Annotated in this window: 13 protein-coding genes; 10 read left to right on the forward strand and 3 right to left on the reverse strand. The window is 68.1% G+C overall.

What is annotated here, in order from left to right; genetic code table 11:
- Positions 1-45 precede the first annotated feature (45 nt).
- On the forward strand, positions 46-921 hold the full coding sequence (locus WKI94_RS02420) for a C4-dicarboxylate transporter (protein WP_337844181.1): 876 nt from the start codon (positions 46-48) through the stop codon (positions 919-921).
- Here the strand turns inward: WKI94_RS02420 and WKI94_RS02425 are convergent.
- Entirely contained in the window at positions 824-2,236 is a 1,413-nt protein-coding gene (locus tag WKI94_RS02425; protein WP_337844182.1) for a lyase family protein, read from the reverse strand. The two genes, WKI94_RS02420 and WKI94_RS02425, sit on opposite strands and share 98 nt — an antisense overlap.
- Before the next feature lie 136 nt (positions 2,237-2,372).
- Here WKI94_RS02425 and WKI94_RS02430 point away from each other — a divergent pair, with 136 nt between their 5' ends.
- From WKI94_RS02430 to WKI94_RS02460, 7 genes are all read left to right on the forward strand, one after another.
- Positions 2,373-3,557 (forward strand): ABC transporter substrate-binding protein, encoded by a 1,185-nt coding sequence (locus tag WKI94_RS02430; RefSeq protein WP_337844183.1) that lies wholly within the window; start codon positions 2,373-2,375, stop codon positions 3,555-3,557.
- Positions 3,554-4,429, forward strand: a complete 876-nt coding sequence (locus WKI94_RS02435) for a branched-chain amino acid ABC transporter permease (protein WP_337844184.1) — start codon at positions 3,554-3,556, stop codon at positions 4,427-4,429. Before WKI94_RS02430 ends, WKI94_RS02435 begins: the two co-directional genes overlap by 4 nt.
- Positions 4,429-5,208, forward strand: a complete 780-nt coding sequence (locus WKI94_RS02440) for an ABC transporter ATP-binding protein (protein WP_337844185.1) — start codon at positions 4,429-4,431, stop codon at positions 5,206-5,208. The genes WKI94_RS02435 and WKI94_RS02440 overlap by 1 nt, the downstream gene beginning before the upstream one ends.
- Positions 5,199-5,948, forward strand: coding sequence for an ABC transporter ATP-binding protein (locus WKI94_RS02445; RefSeq protein WP_337844186.1), 750 nt, complete (start codon positions 5,199-5,201; stop codon positions 5,946-5,948). The genes WKI94_RS02440 and WKI94_RS02445 overlap by 10 nt, the downstream gene beginning before the upstream one ends.
- A gap of 9 nt (positions 5,949-5,957) precedes the next feature.
- A complete protein-coding gene (locus tag WKI94_RS02450; RefSeq protein WP_337844187.1) occupies positions 5,958-7,811 on the forward strand; it encodes an AMP-binding protein in 1,854 nt (617 codons plus the stop codon).
- A gap of 1 nt (position 7,812) precedes the next feature.
- Positions 7,813-8,880 carry a branched-chain amino acid ABC transporter permease gene (locus WKI94_RS02455; protein ID WP_337844188.1) on the forward strand — a complete coding sequence of 356 codons (1,068 nt, stop codon included), beginning with the start codon at positions 7,813-7,815 and terminating at the stop codon, positions 8,878-8,880.
- Positions 8,881-9,001: 121 nt separating this feature from the next.
- On the forward strand, positions 9,002-9,592 hold the full coding sequence (locus WKI94_RS02460) for a TIGR01440 family protein (RefSeq protein WP_337844189.1): 591 nt from the start codon (positions 9,002-9,004) through the stop codon (positions 9,590-9,592).
- Here the strand turns inward: WKI94_RS02460 and WKI94_RS02465 are convergent.
- Positions 9,555-10,613, reverse strand: coding sequence for an aminotransferase class V-fold PLP-dependent enzyme (locus WKI94_RS02465; protein ID WP_337844190.1), 1,059 nt, complete (start codon positions 10,611-10,613; stop codon positions 9,555-9,557). The genes WKI94_RS02460 and WKI94_RS02465 overlap by 38 nt on opposite strands.
- Before the next feature lie 23 nt (positions 10,614-10,636).
- Between WKI94_RS02465 and WKI94_RS02470 the strand changes: the two genes are divergently transcribed.
- Entirely contained in the window at positions 10,637-11,458 is an 822-nt protein-coding gene (locus WKI94_RS02470; protein ID WP_337844191.1) for a hypothetical protein, read from the forward strand.
- On the opposite strand, the gene mscL is transcribed toward WKI94_RS02470, so the two are convergent.
- Positions 11,442-11,822, reverse strand: a complete 381-nt coding sequence (mscL, locus tag WKI94_RS02475) for a large conductance mechanosensitive channel protein MscL (protein WP_337844192.1) — start codon at positions 11,820-11,822, stop codon at positions 11,442-11,444. The two genes, WKI94_RS02470 and mscL, sit on opposite strands and share 17 nt — an antisense overlap.
- A 116-nt stretch (positions 11,823-11,938) precedes the next feature.
- On the opposite strand from mscL, the gene ugpC reads away from it, so the two are divergent.
- On the forward strand, positions 11,939-13,069 hold the full coding sequence (gene ugpC / locus WKI94_RS02480) for a sn-glycerol-3-phosphate ABC transporter ATP-binding protein UgpC (RefSeq protein WP_337844193.1): 1,131 nt from the start codon (positions 11,939-11,941) through the stop codon (positions 13,067-13,069).
- Positions 13,070-13,080: the final 11 nt, after the last annotated feature.

The raw sequence follows: 13,080 nt of genomic DNA on the forward strand, positions 1-13,080 counted from the left end.
CGGCCTTCCCCTCCTGGCCCAGGCGGCGTACGCTTTGGCCTGGTATTGGTTCCTCTCAGCCTGGTCTTCTTCTTGGGCAAGCTCCTTCGCCACCCAGAACGGGCCTGGCAGGACCTCCACCACCCTCTCCTCTCCCTGGCCACCCAGGGGCTTTACCCGCACTGGAGGGGTCTGGCTTTGGGCCTCTACGTGGTGGGGGCCCTCCTCGTGCTGACCACCAGCCTCCTCATTGGCTTCCTCACGGCAAGCCGCCTCCGCCTTCCCCTAGAAAGCGCCAACGGAACCTGGCTCATCCCCCCGGTGTCCAGCCTGGTGGTGCCCCTGGTGGGGGGCGGGCTCCTCCCCGCCTTAGGGCCCTGGGCCCGGGAAGCGTTTTACGCAAACCTCCTCTTCCTGGGGCTTGGCCTGGTCCTCTTCCTCTGGGTAGGGGCCAATCTTTTCGGCCGCCTCTACGTCCATGAACGCCCTGCCCACGAACTCATCCCCAGCCTCTTCGTGGGCCTGGCCCCCGTGGGGGTGGGAATTCTGGCCCCTATCCGCCTTTTCCAGGGCGCCGAAGCGGCAGGCCTAGCCCCCTTCCCCCAGGGGCTTTACCTTCTGGGGGCAGCCCTATTTGGGCTTGGGGGGTGGTGGCTCCTCCTGTCCTTGGCCCTCCTCCTGGAAAGCCTCCTCCACCGGGTGCGGCTGGGCTCCAACCCCGGGCTTTGGGGCCTGGTCTTCCCCTTGGCCGCCCTCACCCTGGCGGCCCAGACCCTGGGGGAGGGGCTGGGAATCGAGGTTTTCCGCCTACTGGCCTCTGCTTTTCCCCCTCCTCCTCTTTTACTTACCCCTGGCCTACCTCACCCTCCTGGCCTTCCTGCGGCTTGGGGTTCTCCAAGCCCCGGGCCAGGAGAAGCCGGGCGGCGCGCACCCGGGCCCTAAGGGCGCCTAGACGCCTTTGGTCCTCCTTTAAGCGCCTTTCCGCCTCCCCCAAAGCCTTCCGCCGCGCCCCCGGCCCCACCCCGCCCAGGACCTCCCGGCGGGCGAAGAAGGCCTCGAGGCCCATCCAGCCCATAAGCTCCTCCCGATCCACCCCTAAGGTCTCCGGGCGCACCCCGGGAAGGGCGGCCTTCACCCGGGCGTAGGCCTCCCGAAGGGGCAGCCCTTTCCGCACCAAAAGGTCCACCGCCTCCGAGGCCATGACCTCGGGGGAAAGCTCGGAAAGAAGCCTTTCCTCCACGAACTGGCTTTCCTCCAGGGCCACCCGGAGGAGCTCCAAGGCCCCCTCCCCCGCCTCGAGAAGGGCCGAAAGGGGCTCCAAGACCCCGGTGGAGTGGTCGTTGAGGTCGGTGAAGGGGGTGTTGTGGTTGAGGGCGAGAAGGGTCCCCATACCCCCGAGGAGGCGGGCCGCGTAGATGCGGGCATGCTCCAGGACCACGGGGTTCCGCTTCTGGGGCATGAAGCTGGAGCCTTGGGCTAGGCTTTCCCCCACCAAAAAGGCCCCCTCCTCCGCCCAGCGGAGAAGGTCGGCGGCGAGGCGGGTGAGGCTCGCCCCCAAAAGGGCCATGGCCGAGGAAAGCTCCAAGGCGTAGTCCCCGGAGGCCACCGCGTCCAGGGTGTGCTCCACCGGCCCCGCAAAGCCGAGGAGGTGGGCAAGCCGCCTCCGGTCCACGGGGTAGGGGCTTCCCGCCAGGGCGCTGGCCCCTAAAGGGGAGCGGTCCACGACCTCGAGGGCCTGGAAGAGCCGCCCCGTGTCCCGGGCCAGAAGGGCCTCCACCCCCAGGAGGTAGTGGTCCAGGGTGGTGGGCTGGGCGGGGCGGTGGTGGGTGGAGAGCACCATGGGCACCCCAAAGTGAGCCTGGGCCCTTCCCAAAAGGGCCTTGCGCAACCGCAAGAGGTCCCCCAAAAGGGCCAGGGTCCGGTCCCGGAGGTAGGCCCGAAACACGGTGAGGTCCAGGTCGTTGCGGCTTAAGCCCCGACGTAAGGCCCCCGCCACCTCCTCCCCCCAGTGCTCTAGAAGCTGGGCCTCTATGGAGAAGAAGGCGTCCTCCACCTCCCCCGTGAAGCTGGGGAGGGGGAGGGTCCTGAGCTCCCTCAGGGCGGCCACTGCTTCTGCTGCGTGGGGTACTCCCAGGCGGGCAAGCTCCAAGGCGTAGGCGGTGAGGGCATCAAAGAAGTGGGGGACAAGCTCCTCCCGGGCGAAACGGTAGTGCCGGGCCAAAACCCAGCGGCGGAAAACCCGGTGCCAGCGGGCCATGGCCCCATGCTACGGCTTGACGCGTAGGCGGTGGGGCGCTATGGTGAGGTTACCAACCGGTCGGTAGTCACCCCTTGCCAGGAACCCCAAGGCCATGTATGCTTGGGGCCAAACAAGAGGGAGAAAGGAGGCTTCCATGAAGCGCAGGGAGTTTTTGCAGAAGGTCGGTGTGGGTTCGCTTCTAGGTTTGGGCATCCCCTTCTTCGCCCGGGCCCAGGCTCGGCCGGTGAAGATGGCCACCCTCCTCCCCCTCACCGGACCCTTCGCCTTCGCGGGCAACGCGGGGCGGGAGGGGTTCGTGGACGGGGTGGAGTACGTGAACGAGGTCCAAGGGGGCATCGCCGGTCGCAAGCTGGAGCTCCTCGTGGAGGACACGGGCTACGATGTGGCCAAGGGTACGGCGGCCTTCAACCGGGTGATAAACCGGGAGCGGCCCGATGAGCTCCTCTTCGTCTATGGGGACTCCACGGGGCTTTCCAAGGCCCTAGCCCCGGAGATCGCCCGCATCGGCCTCCCCTACTCCGCCACCAGCTTCGCCAGCGAGCTCGCTGACCCCAAGACCTACCCCACCATCTTCGTCTTTGGCCCCACCTACAACGACATGGTGGAGGCCCTCCTGCGGCAGATCCGCCTGGAAAAGGCCCGGGCCCGCATCGCCCTGGTCTACTCCAACACCGAGTTCGGCCGCGACCCCATCCCCTACGCCAAAGAGCGGGCCAAAGCCCTGGGGATGGAGGTGGTCCACGAGGAGGTCACGCCCCCCGCCCTCACCGACGCCACCCCCATCGCCCTGAACCTCCGCCGGGCCAACCCGGACTTCGTCATCCTCCAGGGCTACGCCCTCTCCGCCGAGCCCCTCATCCTCCGCACCGCCCGGGAGCAGGGGCTTAGGGCCAAGTTCATGGGCACCTACTACTCCGCCGAGCCCCTCCTCATCCAGCGGGCGGGCCCCGCGGCCGAAGGCTTCACCGTCACCTACCACAACGCCTACTGGTACGACACCCTGGTGCCCATCGTGGACGAGATGCGGAAGTTCCGGCAAAGGAAGGGCCGGGACACCTCCTACCGCCCCACCTACTACATGGGCAGCCTAGGCGTGGTGCTGGCGGTGGCCGAGGCCCTCCGCCGGGCCGCGGGGGCGGGCAAGCTCACCCGGGCGGGGCTGGTGGAGTACCTGGAGAAGCTCGAGGACTACAACGGCCTCGGCCTCCAGCGGAGCTACCGCTTCGTGAACCACCGCCTACCCTACACCAAGCTCTACCGGGCCAACGTGGCCAAGGGGCGGTTTGACGCCATCACCGACTGGCTCAACCTGGCATGACCGACCTCCTACCCTACCTCATCGGGGGGCTCACCAACGGAGCGCTCTACGGCCTTCTGGCCCTAGGCTTCGTCCTGGTCTACCGGGCCACCAGCGTGGTGAACTTCGCCATCGGGGAGTTTTTGCTGGTGGGGGCCTACCTTACCTACACCCTAAGCCTCTTCCTGCCCCTCCTTCCGGCCCTCCTCCTGGCCCTGCCCCCGGCCTTTCTCTTCGGGCTTTTGGTGGAGCGGGGCTTCGTGCGGCCCCTCCTTGGGCGGAACGTGGTGGCGGTGATCATGGCCACCATCGGCCTGGCCGCGGTCCTGGACGGGGGCACCCAGCTCCTTTGGGGCCCCGACCTCAAGTACCTCCCCACGGGCCTCCCCGAGCTGGGCTTTGAGGCGGGGGGGGTGTTCGTGCCCTCGAGGGCGGTCTGGAACCTCCTCCTGGCCCTTCCCGTGGGGCTTTTCCTCCTCTACCTCCTCCGGAAAAGCCGCTACGGGGTCCTGGTGCGGGCCATCTCGGAACGGGAGGTGGCCGCCTTGGCCCTGGGCATCCCCACCGCCCGCATCCTGGCCGGGGTCTGGGGGCTTTCCGCCCTCCTCGCCACCTTGGCGGGGGCCCTCCTGGCCGCGGCCAGCGGGGTGGGGCACAACCTGGTGGTCTTCGGCCTCAAGGTCTTCCCCGTGGCCATCCTGGGGGGGCTGGACTCCGTGGGGGGGGCGCTGGTGGCGGGGTTCCTCCTGGGGGTGCTGGAGGCCCTTTCCCAGCGCTACGTGGAGGCGGTCCTCCCCGGGTTCACCGAGGCCCTGCCCTTCCTGGTGGTCCTCCTGGTCCTCCTGGTACGGCCCTACGGGCTCTTCGGCCAGCGCGAGATTGAGAGGGTGTGATGGAACTCCTGGTGGAAAACCTCAAGGCGGTCTACCGGGGGGTGATCCTGGCCCTGGACGGGGTTTCCTTAAGGGTGGGCCCGGGGGAGGCGGTGGCCCTCCTCGGGCCCAACGGGGCCGGGAAGAGCACCCTGGTTCGGGCGGTGGCCGGGCTTCTCCCCAAGTTTGAAGGCCGGGTCCTGGACGGCCACATCCGCCTAGATGGCCGGGAGGCCACCCACCTGGACCCGGTCCGGCTTTCCGCCCTGGGGCTCACCGCCCTCCTGGAAGGCCGCCCCATCTTCCGCCACCTTACTCCTCTGGAGAACCTAGTGGCCGCGGGCCACCGCTTAGGGGCGAGGGAGCTCAGGGAGGGTATAGAGGAGGTCTTCGCCCGCTTTCCCCGTCTTTACGAGCGCCGGGAGGAGCAGGCGGGCTACCTCTCTGGGGGAGAGCAGCAGATGCTCCTCCTTGGCATGGCCCTCCTCACGGAGCCCAAGCTCCTGGTGGTGGACGAGCCCTCCTTGGGCCTTGCCCCTAAGCTGGTGGCGGAGGTTATGGCCACCCTGGACGCCCTAAGGCGGGAAAAGGAGCTAAGCCTCCTCCTGGTGGAGCAAAACGCCCGCGCTGCCTTGGGGGTGGTGGACCGGGTCTACGTGCTGGAGCGGGGCCGGGTGGTCTTTGAGGGGGACGCCAAGGCGGCCATGGCGGACCAGGACGTGATGGAATTCTACCTGGGCAAGGAAGTGGTGGGCTTCCGCGAGGCCAAGCGCTACCGGAGGAGGAAGCGGTGGGTGTGATCCTGGAAGCCCAGAACCTCCACCTCTCCTTCCGGGGGGTGAAGGCCCTAAACGGGGTTTCCTTCCGGGTGGAGGAGGGCGCCTTCTACGCGGTCATCGGCCCCAACGGGGCGGGGAAGACCACCCTCCTAAACGTCCTCTCGGGGGTCTACGAGCCGGAGCGGGGGGAGGTGGCCTTCCTGGGGCAGAACCTGAAGGGGAAAAGCCCCCAGGAAAGAGCCCGGATGGGCCTTGGGCGCACCTTCCAGGGCCTCGAGCTCTTCCGGGGGATGAGCGTCTTGGAGAACGTGAAGCTAGGGGCCGAGCTGGCCCTTCCCACCTACCCCATGGGCCTCCCCCGGGCGGAGCGGGAGTGGGCCCTTAGGGCCTGGGCGGAGGAGGTCCTGGACTACCTCCACCTTGCCCCCTACCGGCATCTGCCCGCGGGGATGCTCCCCTACGGCCTGCAGAAGCGGGTGGAGGTGGCCCGGGCCCTGGCCGGCAGGCCCAAGCTCCTCCTCCTGGACGAGCCCATGGCGGGGCTGGCCCTGGAGGAGAAGCAGGACCTGGCCCGCTTCCTCCTGGACGCCCGCCTGGAGTGGGGGGTCACCCTCCTTTGGGTGGAGCATGACCTTAGGGCGGTGCTGGAGCTTTCCGACCGGGTTCTCGTCCTCTCCTACGGGGAGGTGCTTTACGAGGGCCCCCCGGAAGGTGTGCAGGAGGACCCCAGGGTGGTGGAGGCCTACCTGGGCCAAGCCTAGAGGTGGCGCGTGCAGGGAACGCTTCTGGAATATCTCCATCGCAATGCGGAAACCCAGCCCCAAGCCCCCGCCCTCCGGGTAAAGCGGCTTGGGGTGTGGCAGAAGACCTCCTGGAAGGCGCTTTGGGAGAGGGTCTTGGGCCTGGCGGCGGGGCTTGGGGCCTTAGGGCTTAAGGAGGGGGAGGTCTTGGCCATCCTGGGCCACAACGCCCCCGAGTGGGTGGAGGCCGAACTTGCGGCCCAGGTCCTAGGGGCTTTGCCCCTGGGCATCTACGCCGACGCCATGCCCGAGGAGGTGGGCTACTTCCTGGAGTTCACGGGGGCGAGGGGCATCGTGGTCTCCGACGAGGAGCAACTGGACAAGGTCTATCCCCACCTGCACCTTTTGGACTTCGTCCTGGTGTGGGAGGAGGCGGGGATGCGCCGCCACTTCCAGGGGAAGGTGCAGCCCTTTAGCCGCGCCTTCTCCAACCCCGAGGAGGCCCTTCCCCACCTGGAAAGGCGCCGCCCCGAGGAGACGGCCCTCCTCGCCCCCACCTCGGGGACCACGGGCCGGAGCAAGCTGGCCATGCTTTCCCACCAGAACCTCATCGCGGGCCACCTGGTCCTGAGGGAGGCTTTGGGCTTCCAGAAGGGGGCCTGGGTCTTCAGCTACCTGCCCCTTCCCTGGATCGGGGAGCAGATGCTCACCGTGGTCCAGGCCCTCCTCGAGGGCTCGGTGGTCCACTTCCCCGAAGACCCCCTGACCCTAAGGGAGGACCTTAAGGAAGTCCAGCCCGACTTCTTCCTGGCCCCCCCGAGGCTGTGGGAGGATATGGCGAGCCTGGTGCAAAGCCGCATGGCGGACGCCGACCCCCTCAAGGCCTTCTTCTTCCGGGCTGGCATGGCGGCCCTCCTGGAGGGGGCGAGGCGGGAGTTCCGGGGGGAAAAGGTGGGGCCTTGGCTCAATCTCAAGCGGGCCCTCTTCTACCCCCTCGTGGCGAGGCCCATCCGGGCCCGGCTCGGGCTTGCCGCCTGCCGGATTGCGGTGACGGGGGGGGCGCCTTTGGGCCCCGAGGTCTTCACCTTCTTCCGCGCCCTAGGGGTGGACATCCGCCAGGTCTACGGCCAGTCGGAGACCGCCGCGGCCACCACCGCCCACCGCACGGGGGATGCCCCCCCGGAGACCGTGGGCCCCCCCTTGCCGGGGACGGAGCTCCGCTTGAGCGAGGAGGGGGAGATCCTGGTGCGGGGGCCCCAGGTCTTCCAGGGCTACTTCAGGGCGGAAGGGGCCACCCGGGAGGCTTTCACGGAGGACGGCTTCCTGCGCACGGGGGACGCGGGGACCTTGGACGAGCGGGGCCACCTCATCGTCCTCGGGCGGGTGAAGGAGGTGGGGGCCCTGCAGGACGGGACCCGGTTCGCCCCCCAGTTCCTGGAAAACCGCCTAAAGTACTCCCCCTACATCCGGGAGGCCATCGTGCTAGGCCACGGGAAGCCCTTCGTCACCGCCCTCATAGAGATAGACCCCGAGAACGTGCAGAACTGGGCCCGGCGCCGGGGCATCCCCTTCACCACCTACCTCTCCCTCACCGAAAGGCTCGAGGTGCGGGCCCTCATCGCCGAGGAGATCCGCATGGTGAACCGGACCCTTCCCGAGAAGCTTCGCATCCAGCGCTTCGCCATCCTGCCCAAGGAGCTCCACCCGGACGACGAGGAGATCACCCGCACCCGCAAGGTACGCCGCCAGGTGGTGGAGGCCCGCTACGCCCCCGTGGTCCAGGCCCTCTACGGGGAAGGGGGGCGGGTGGAGCTGGCGCTCCCCATCCGCTACCTCGAGGGTGAAGGCCGCCTGGAGGCGAGCCTCGAGGTCCAGGAGGTCTAGGGTGTACGCCCTCTCCAAACGCCTTACCGACGGCTTTAGCCGCCGTTTTGCCCGGGCGGTCCGGGAAACCTACCGCCAGGACGAGGCCTACGCCAGCACCCCTTTGGGGCGGCTGGCCCTCTATGGCTTTCTTCTCCTCCTCTTCCTCCTACCCCTTCTCCTTGGGCCCTACCCCATGTACGTCCTCACCCTGGTGGCCATCGGGGCCCTAAGCGCCCTGGGCCTCCACCTCCTGGTGGGGGGGGCGGGCCAGATCTCCCTGGGCCACGCGGCCTTCATGGGGGTAGGGGCCTACACCGCAAGCCACCTCTTTGGCCCCCTCGCCCCCTTGGGCGTGCTCCTTGGGGGGGCGCTTTCCGCCCTTTTGGGCCTCCTCCTGGGCCTTCCCTCCTTAAGGATCAAGGGGGTGTACCTGGCCATCGCCACCTTGGCCTTCCAGTTCCTGGCGGACTACGCCTTCAAGAACTGGGAGGCGGTCACGGGGGGGATCCGGGGCCGGACCCTACCCCCACCGGAGCTCCTGGGCTTCCGCCTGGCGGACGCGGAGGGGCTTTGGTACCTGGTCCTCCTCTTCACCCTGCCCCTTTTCCTCTACGGCAAGCGCCTCCTCTCCACCCGTGCGGGGCGGGCCTTCCGGGCGGTGCGGGACAACGACCTCTCCGCCCGGGTAGCGGGGGTGGACCTGGTGCGGACCAAGCTCTTCGCCTTCGCCCTTTCCGCCTTCTACGCAGGGGTGGCGGGGGAGCTTCTCGCCAACCTGTACAAGGCGGTGACCCCGGAGTACTTCCCCCTTTCCGTGAGCATCCAGTACCTGGCCATGGTCATCGTGGGCGGGGCGGGAACGGTCCTAGGGGCGGTGCTTGGGGCTTTCTTTGTCCTCCTCATCCCCGAGGTGCTGAATAGCTTCGTGGGCGCCCTTGGCCCTCAGTACGCCGCCGCTTTGGCCGCCTGGCGGAACGTGGTCTTTGGCCTCCTCATCCTCCTCTTCCTCATCCTGGAACCCTTGGGCCTGGTGGGGCTTTGGGGAAGGATCAGGGACTACTTCCGCACCTGGCCCCTCCCCTACTGACGACCCCGCCGAAGGCAGGGGCCCCAAAGGAAGGGTTCAGCGGGCTTCTTCCCGGGTTCCCCTGGGGAGGTTGAACCGCAGGGCACTTAAGGATTGAGGCGAGGGGAGGTAGGCTTAGGGCATGGAGGGCATCCGGAAGCAGGCGGAAGGGGCCATCCGGGAGTTTCTGGAGCTCTTCCCCATGACCCAAGGGAGCCTCTTCGTCCTAGGGGGGTCTACCAGCGAGGTCTTGGGGGAGCGGGTGGGGACACGGCCCAGCCTCGAGGCCGCGGAGGCCATCCTGGAAGGCCTCCTTCCCCCCCTTCTGGAGCGGGGCATCTGGGTGGCGTTCCAGGGGTGCGAGCACCTGAATCGGGCCCTGGTGGTGGAGCGGGGGGCGGCTTTGGCCTATGGGCTTGAGGAGGTCACGGTCTACCCCCACCCCAAGGCCGGGGGAAGCCTGGCCACGGTGGCCTTCCTCCGCTTCCAAGACCCCGTGGTGGTGGCCTCGCTGAAGGCCCAGGCCCACGGGGGGATGGACATCGGGGGAGTGCTCATCGGGATGCACCTGCGGCCGGTGGCCGTACCCCTAAGGCTTTCCGTGCGGAGGATCGGGGAGGCGGTGCTCCTTGCCGCCAAGACCCGCCCCCCCCTCATCGGGGGCGCCCGGGCGGTCTACACCCGGGAGGAGATGCTCAAGAAGGTGGAAGAATATCGGCAAAGGCTTCCCTAAAGAGGGCCGCCACCCCCAGGGCCTCGTACCGGTCGTAGTGGCCCATGAGGGAGAGGCGGAAGATTCTGCCCTTCAGGGGCCCCTGCCCCCCGGCGATCACCGCGCCCCTCCTGGCAAAGGCCTCCTTCACCCGGCCATAAGGCACCCCCTCGGGAAGGTAAAAGGCGGCCACCGCGGGGCTTTTGGCCTTGGGCACCGCCCTAAGCCCAAGCTCCTCCCCCACCCGGTAGAGGAGATCGTTCTGCCAGGCCTTGAGGGCCAGGTGGGCCTCGAGGCGGGGGAGGACTTCCTCCAGCACCGCGGCCACCGCCCCCACCAGGTTGATGGCCGGGGTCCAGGCGCTTTCTCCCTCCCGCTGGGCCCTAAGCTCCCGGATGAGGTCCAGGTAGTACCCCGCAGGGCGCAAGGCCTCCAGGGCCCTGGGGCCTAGGGCCACGAAGCCGAGGCCCGGGGGGCACATGAGGCCCTTCTGGCTCCCCGAGGCGGCCGCGTCCACCCCAAAGGCCTCCAGGGCCACCTCTCCCACCAGGAGGCTCGTGACCATGTCCGCCCCCACGAGCCCTTCCGGGTTCTCCTCCTTAAAGGCCCGGGCCAGGGCGGGGAGGTCTATAAGGGCCCCGGTGGAGGTTTCCGAGTGGACTAGGAGGAGGCCCCGGTAGCCCTTTTGGGCCACGTCCTCGGGACGGGGGACCTGGCCGTAGGGGTAGTCCAGCCGGTCCACCCGAAGCCCCGCGGCCTCGGCGATCTCCGCGAAGCGCTCGGAGAACTTGCCGTAAACCGGCACCAGAACCCTCTCCACAGGGGCAAAGAGCCCCCGCACCAGGGCCTCCATGGCCAGGGTGCCGCTTCCCGTGAGGAAGAGGACCTCGCCCTCCGTGCGAAAGGCCGCCTTGAGGAGAGCCCGCGCCTTCAAGAAGAGGACCCGGGCGGGCTCGGTGCGGTGGTGGAGCTGGGGCCGAGCCAGGGCCTCCAAGGCCTTGGGGTGGAGGCGCACGGGACCTGGGGTGAGGAGCCAGTCCATGGGAAAAGTGTATCGTATACCCTGTGCGCCTGGCCCTGCGCTTACGGGCCCTCGAGGCCGGAGTCCACACCCTCCCCCTGCCCCAAACCGCCCCCGGGCAGGAGGTGGAGGACCTCTTCCTCTCCAAGAGACCCCTGGGGGTCTACGAGGCCCGGGGTACCCTCTTCGGGCGCTTTCCCTTGGAGGCCGGGGAGGCCCTGGAGGTCCGCTTCCGCCTCCTCCCCAAGCCCCTTAAGGAAAACCCACCCTGGCGGGAAGCCCTCCTAAAGGAGCCCCCGGAGGCCTGGCCCGGCATCCTGGCCCACCGGGGCCACCGGGTGGAGCGGGCCTTGGGGTTTTTACTTTCGGGCCGGCCCCATACCTGGTACCTGGTGGACGGCCTCCCCCTAGACCCCCTCCTCTTCCAAGCCCTACGGGAGGACCCGGCCCGCCTCCTCCCCTTGGGGGTGGCCCCTAGGCCCGAGGTCTACCTGGGGGGGCACGAGGGAAGGAGGCTCCTCCTCTTCCGGGGCCCCTGGCCGGGGGAAGAGGCCCTCCCTTGGGAGGAGCTTAGGGCCCTGGGCCTGGACCCTCTGCCTCCAGCCCGGGGCCTGGCTTTAGCCGCCTTGGGGCTTTCCGCCTTGGGTATAGGCACCGGGCCTTGGCCCTACCTCCCCTACCTGGCCCTCCTCCTCCTGTGGCAGGGGCCCGCCTTCAGGGCGCTCCTCCCAAGGGCCCCCCTAAGGGCCCTGGAGATCCCCCTCTTCCACGCCTTTGCCCTCTCCCTAACGGTAGACCCCAGGCCGGAGCTCGGCCTGGGGTTTCTGGGCCTCTTCTTCTGGAACCGGATCAGGCCTTCTTCCTGAGCTCCTCCAGGATCTCCCTCAAAAGCCGCACCTCCTCCGGGGGCTCTGGCGGGGGCGGGGGTGCGGCCTGGGCCTCCTTCTTCAGGCGGCGCTCCACCTGCCGCATGGGCACCACCACCAGGAAGTAGATGGCCGCGGCCACCACCACGAAGTTCAGCACGGCGTTGATGAACTTGCCCAGGGCGATGGGCCCAAGCTTAAGGGCGGAGAAGTCCGGCGCCCCGCCCAGAGCCCCGATCAGAGGGGTGAGCACATCGGCCACCAAGGAGTTCACCACCTGGCCGAAAGCCCCCCCGATGATCACCGCCACCGCTAGGTCCACCACGTTGCCCCGCATGAGAAAATCCCGAAAACCCTTCAACATACAAGAGAACCCTACAGCAAAGGTTTGAAAGTCCTGTGAATACGGGTTTTGTATAATGGCCGCGAACCCCCGATGGGCGCAAGGACGCTCAAAGCGTGGGGCTGTAAGGAGGAAGTATGGCCAAGGTCAAGCTGGAGCACGTGTGGAAGCGCTTCGGCAAGGTGGTGGCGGTCAAGGACTTCAACCTGGAGACGGAGGACGGGGAGTTCGTGGTCTTCGTGGGGCCCTCGGGTTGCGGCAAGACCACCACCCTGCGCATGATCGCCGGGCTGGAGGAGATCTCCGAGGGGAAGATCTACATCGGCGATCGCCTGGTGAACGACGTGCCTCCCAAGGACCGGGACATCGCCATGGTCTTCCAAAACTACGCCCTCTACCCCCACATGAACGTCTACGAGAACATGGCCTTTGGCCTGCGCCTTCGCCGCTACCCCAAGGACGAGATTGACCGCCGGGTGAAGGAGGCCGCCCGGATCCTGAAGATTGAGCACCTCCTAAACCGCAAGCCCCGGGAGCTTTCCGGCGGCCAGCGGCAGCGGGTGGCCATGGGGCGGGCCATCGTGCGGGAGCCCAAGGTCTTCCTCATGGACGAACCCCTCTCCAACCTGGACGCCAAGCTCCGGGTGGAGATGCGGGCGGAGATCGCCAAGCTCCAGCGGCGGCTTGGGGTCACCACCATCTACGTGACCCACGACCAGGTGGAGGCCATGACCCTGGGCCACCGCATCGTGGTCATGAAGGACGGGGAGATCCAGCAGGTGGACACCCCCCTAAACCTCTACGACTTCCCCGCCAACCGCTTCGTGGCGGGCTTCATCGGGAGTCCCTCCATGAACTTCATCAAGGCCCGGGTAGAGCTCCAGGGGGAAAAGGCCTACCTGGTGGCCCCCGGTTTCCGCCTCCGGGCGAACCCCGTCCTGGGAGAGGCCCTAAGGCCCTCCGGGGGAAAGGAGGTGTGGCTTGGGGTCAGACCCGAGCACCTGGGGCTTAAAGGGTACACGGTCATCCCCGAGGAGGAAAACGTCCTAAAGGGCGAGGTGGAGGTGGTGGAGCCTTTGGGGGCAGAGACGGAGATCCACGTGAGCGTGGACGGCACCCTCCTGGTGGCCAAGGTGGACGGCCACGCCCCGGTGCGGGTGGGGGACAAGGTGGAGCTTCTGGCCGACCCCTCTCGCCTCCACGCCTTTGACGTGGAGACGGAAAAAGCCATCGGCCACGCCCAGGAAAAGGCGGCCGTGGCCCGGTAGGCCGCCCCTTA

The organism is Thermus sp. (assembly GCF_037444525.1).
Lineage (GTDB): Bacteria > Deinococcota > Deinococci > Deinococcales > Thermaceae > Thermus.